Below are 4443 nucleotides of genomic sequence, written 5' to 3' on the forward strand. Positions count from 1 at the left end.
CGTGTAAGCTGTGGATAAGAGTCAGCCGCCACCCCGCCTTCGCCATCCTCCGTGCCCTCGGTGGATGCGGTGCCCTCGACGCACGCGGTGCCGTCAGCGTCCTCGACGGAGGCGGCGCCTCCGGCGAATGCGGTGCCGTCGGCGGATGCAGTGCCGTCGGCGGATGCGGCGCCGTCGGCGTCCTCTGTGCCCGACGGCCTTACGGGCCCGGATGCGGGCACGGGCGGCACGGGCGGCACGGGCGGCCCGAAGGCGGGCACGGGCAAGAGGAAGGGCACCGGCACGAGCGCGGATGCGGGCAGGGGCCTTGGCACAGATGGGGGCGCGGGTGCGGATGCGGATGCGGTGACCGGATCGGGCAATAACGCGGGCGCGGCACCTCGGCCTAGTGGCGACGCGAGCGCGACGCCCCAGCCCAGTGGCGACGTGAGAGCAGCCTCCGGTATTGGCGACGGGGCCTCCGGGTCCGTGCCTGGTGGCGGCACGAGCTCAGGTGTGGCGGTCGGAGTGGGTGTCGCCATGAGTCCCGTGGCCCGGGCGGGTGGTGGCGCTGCGGGGGCGCGGCTGGGTGTGAGCGAGCGGGCGGTGCTGACTCTCGTGCTGGTGCATTCGGTGGCGATCCCGCGGGCTGAAGGGCTGCTGCCCGAAGACTCCTGGTTGTCGCCGCACCCCACGCCGGTGGACGAGCTGCGCCGCCACACCCAGTTGCCGATCGGCGAGCTGGAGGCGGCGCTGCGGGTGTTGCGGCATGCGGGGTTGCTGGGCCAGGTGAAGGCGGGCGAAGAGGCGGGCGGCTACGTGCCCGGCCCGCAGTTCCACCGGCTGACACCGGCGGCACGGCGGCGGTTGCAGGAGGAGCTGATCCTGGCGGCCGGCCCGAACACACCGCTCGCGACGGCCGTACGGGCACGGAGATCGGCACACTGAGCGCGCACCCGCACCGGCGGGACGGACAGATCAGCGTCAGGACAATGGAAAGGCTTACGGGGGTTACAGGTGTCGCAGGTGGAGAACATCGTCGGGGACCGGGTGTTGATCGCCATACAGGCGGTCAACATCTCGCGGCTCTCGACCCATCCGGTGCCTACCGTCCCCGGAACGCTCATCGTCGTGGCCGGCGCCGGGCCGAAGGACTCCAACGGCGCGGGCAAGTCGTCGTTCATCGCCTCGATCACCGCGTTGCTGGGTGACGAGCAGTGGCGCTTCGCCTCGGGGGCGAAGGCGGTGTCGGAGCTGCTGTTCAACGCCGAGTTGGCCAGCGGCGCCGGTGCCCGCCAGTGGGCGAGTGCCGACCATGGCTACATCGTGGGCGTTTTCGGGCCGCCTGGCATGGACGGCTTCGGCACCGCGCCCTCCCCCGCCGGCCCGGGGCCGGCCGCGCTCACACCCATCCCCGCCGGAACTTCCCCCGCCTCCGGGACCTCCGGGGCCGGGGCCTCCGGGGCTGGAGCTTCTGCGAGTGGCGTCCGCTCCGCGGCGGTTGCTGGCGGCGGGGAGCTGGTTCTCGGTGGGGCCGAGGACGACGACGAGACGAGCGGGGAGCTCTTCGAGGTGCCCGACACCTCGGGCGGGGCCGTCACCGTGTGGCTCAAGGTCAATCAGGAGGCGCCGCACCTGGAGATCCGCTGGCGGGAGGGCGTGCACCTGGCCGCGTCCCAGTCCGAGGCCGAGCGGGTGGCGCGGGCCGACGAGATCTGGGCGTCCCTGCCGAAGTCGGCCGGCCGGCGCGACGTCGTGGCCCGCGACCTGACCAAGGTGCTCTACGGCGACCGGATCAGGTGCGTGTCGTTCCTTTCCACCTCGGTCCGCAGCAAGGTCGCCACCAACCTCCTCTCCCAGCCGCTCAACGAGATCTCCCCCGAACGCGTCTTCGAGGCCATCGCCGCGCTCACCGGTCTGGACGCCGAGCTGGAGCAGGAGCGGGAGGCACGGCGCGACGAGCACGCCAAGCGGGTGCGTGCGGCGCAGGCGGGCGATCGGCTGGCGGAGTTCGAGGCGGAGTCGAAGGCGCTGCTGACCACGTTCGACCGGCGTGACCAGGCACGGGTGCGGCTGGCGGACGCGTTGCGGTGCTGGCGCGGACGGCAGGCGCGCAAGCTCGCCGACGCCGCGGGCAAGGACGAGGCCCTGGCCGCCGACCTCGACCGGCACCGTGCGGCGGGCGAGGCGGCGGCCGAGGCGATCGCCATGGTCAAGGCCGAGATCGCGACGCTCCGGGAGGACACTCTCGACCGGCAGGTCTCTCAGGCGCGCAAGGAGCTTGCGGCGCTGCAGGCTCGGGCGGCCAAGCTCGACGCCGACCGGGCGGTGGCAGAGAACTCCGCCGACGAGCTGCGCGGGCTGATCCCGGCGCTGGAGGAGACGCGCAGGTTCGCGGACGGGCGTGACGTGCCCACGGCCGAGCGGGAGCTGGGCGAGGTCAGGCTGCGGCTCAACGAGGCGCTCAAGGCGCTCGGCGTGGCCGACCGGGAGGTGTCCTCCGCGCAGGCCGCGCTCGACGACGCCGAGGGCGGCCCGGCGGCGGCCCAGCTCAACGCCCTGGCGGGGGCGGGCATCGACGCTACCGGCCTGCTCGACGCGCTGGACGTCGCCGAGCAGGCCAGGGACGCCGCCCACACGAGCTCCCCGGAGGCAAGCACCGGCCGTTCTCTGCGCGGCCGGGCGGACGAGGTGGAAGGGCAGAGCGCCGAGTCGCTGAGCGCCGCGCTCAAGGCCCGCTTCGGCAGGCCCAGCTCTGACGGCGGGCCCAGTTCTGACGGCGGGTCCGGTGCTGACGGCGGGTCCGGTGCTGATGGTGGGCCGAGCGGTGGGGGTGGTGTTCGGCTGGCCTTGGGTGAGTTGCGGGGGTGGCCGAACGAGCATGCGGTGATCGTGGATGCCGCGCACCTGGACGCCGCCGCGGCCGCCCTGGCGGACCTGCCGGGTTCCGTGCTGGTGAGCGCGGCCGGGGTCAGCGTCGTGGGGGCGTTCGACGGGGTGGCGACCGGGCGGGAGGCTCGGATCAAGGCCGCCGAGCAGCGGCTGCACCGGGCCAAGGACGTCCAGGAGACGGCGGCGCAGGCCGTACACGATGGTGAGGACGCCGTCGCCGAGGCTCAGCGCCGGCTGGAGGGTGCCAGGGCCGGGGTGCGGCTGGCCGAGCTGGAGGCGAAGCTGGGCGAGCGGCGGGCCAGGCTGGGCGAGCTGAACGCGGCGATCGAGGAGCTGACCCCCAAGGTCGCCGAGGCCGAGCGGCAGGCCGGGACGCTGGACTTCCGCGCCAGGACCCGGGACATGGAGATCGAGCGGCTGGAAGGCCGGCGGCACCGGCATGAGGGCGAGCGGTCGCAGGCACGCGATCAGGAGGCCAAGGTCGGCGCCGAACGCGAGTCGCTCAAGCTGGCGGCGCTGGCCGCCGACTGGGGCGGCACGGTCGAGACGGCCCGCGAATGGCTCGCGGCGCTGCCCGAGGAGGAGCGGCCGCGCGCCGCCGAGGAGTGGTGGCGCATCGCCGAGCGGCACTTCGACCAGGCGCTGCGCGACACGTTCCCGGAGGAGGACGCGGAGATCCCGGAGGAGCTGCGGTTCCTGCTGAGCGAGCGGGGCGGGAGCACGGCCCGGGAGCAGGCGACGTTCGCGGCGGTGTGCGGTGCGCTGGCCTCCTATCTGCGGGGGCAGGAGGAGTACGAACGCCACCAGCGCCGCCAGATCGAGGCCCAGATCGCGACCAGGCAGCGCGACCTGGCGGCGGCGGCCAGGGGCGCGGAGGAGGCGGCGCAGTCCACGGCGGTGCACCGCGCGGCGCTGACGGCGGCGATCAAGGCGCGGCTGACCCGGGTGGCCGAGGAGTTCGAGAAGCTCGACACCTCCTACGGCGGTTACGGAGCGACGCTGGAGTTCCCGGTGCCGCCCGCGCCGGCCGATCCCGAGCAGCGCTGGCAGTGGCGGGTGACGCCGAAGTGGCGGCGGGGCGAGGGGCAGGGGTTCGTGCCGTACAACCGGCGGGCCAACACCGCGCTCATGGACGAGAAGGCGGTCAAGCTGGTGTGCGCGGCGGCCATCGCCTCGTCGGGGGGCGGGCATCTGTGCCTGGTGCTCGACGAGCTGGGGCGCAACCTGGGCAAGGAGCATCGCCGGGAGGCGGTGGCGCTGTTCAGGAGGATCGGGGAGACGTACGGGATCACGGTGATCGGGGCGTTGCAGGACGACATGGAGCCGTACGCGATCGACGCCTGCGGCCAGTACATCAAGCTGCGGCGCTCCTCGGACGCGATGCCGTACAACGAGCCGCCGGTGATCGTCGGGCATGACCAGCACGCCGAGCGGGTGCGGGCGCTGGCGGCCTACGTCGACAGGACCGCTGGTTGAGCCCGCTACGGCACAACGGCTGCCGAGCCAGCTGCGGCGACGCCGACCAGGCGGGGCGGTTACTTGAGTGGCGGGGGGTACTCTGTCTCTTATACA

At 73.6% G+C, this 4443-nt stretch carries 3 protein-coding genes; 2 read left to right on the top strand and 1 reads right to left on the bottom strand.

Annotation, left to right across the window (positions count from 1 at the left end; translation table 11 throughout):
* The coding region (locus tag ETD85_RS65320; protein ID WP_206059608.1) for a hypothetical protein at positions 1 to 278 on the bottom strand (278 nt) is incomplete at its 3' end.
* A gap of 241 nt (positions 279 to 519) precedes the next feature.
* On the opposite strand from ETD85_RS65320, the gene ETD85_RS60420 reads away from it, so the two are divergent.
* Both ETD85_RS60420 and ETD85_RS60430 read left to right on the top strand, forming a co-directional pair.
* Positions 520 to 927 carry a hypothetical protein gene (locus tag ETD85_RS60420; protein WP_240780146.1) on the top strand — a complete coding sequence of 136 codons (408 nt, stop codon included), beginning with the start codon at positions 520 to 522 and terminating at the stop codon, positions 925 to 927.
* A gap of 69 nt (positions 928 to 996) precedes the next feature.
* Positions 997 to 4347, top strand: a complete 3351-nt coding sequence (locus tag ETD85_RS60430; protein ID WP_379507209.1) for a coiled-coil domain-containing protein — start codon at positions 997 to 999, stop codon at positions 4345 to 4347.
* The last annotated feature ends 96 nt before the right edge of the window (positions 4348 to 4443 follow it).

The sequence above is a fragment of the Nonomuraea zeae genome (assembly GCF_005889725.1).
GTDB lineage: Bacteria > Actinomycetota > Actinomycetes > Streptosporangiales > Streptosporangiaceae > Nonomuraea > Nonomuraea zeae.

What these genes read in the sequence shown, in the direction of transcription:
- ETD85_RS60420 (WP_240780146.1), top strand. Translation starts at nt 520, where the DNA reads ATGAGTCCCGTGGCCCGGGCGGGTGGTGGCGCTGCGGGGGCGCGGCTG.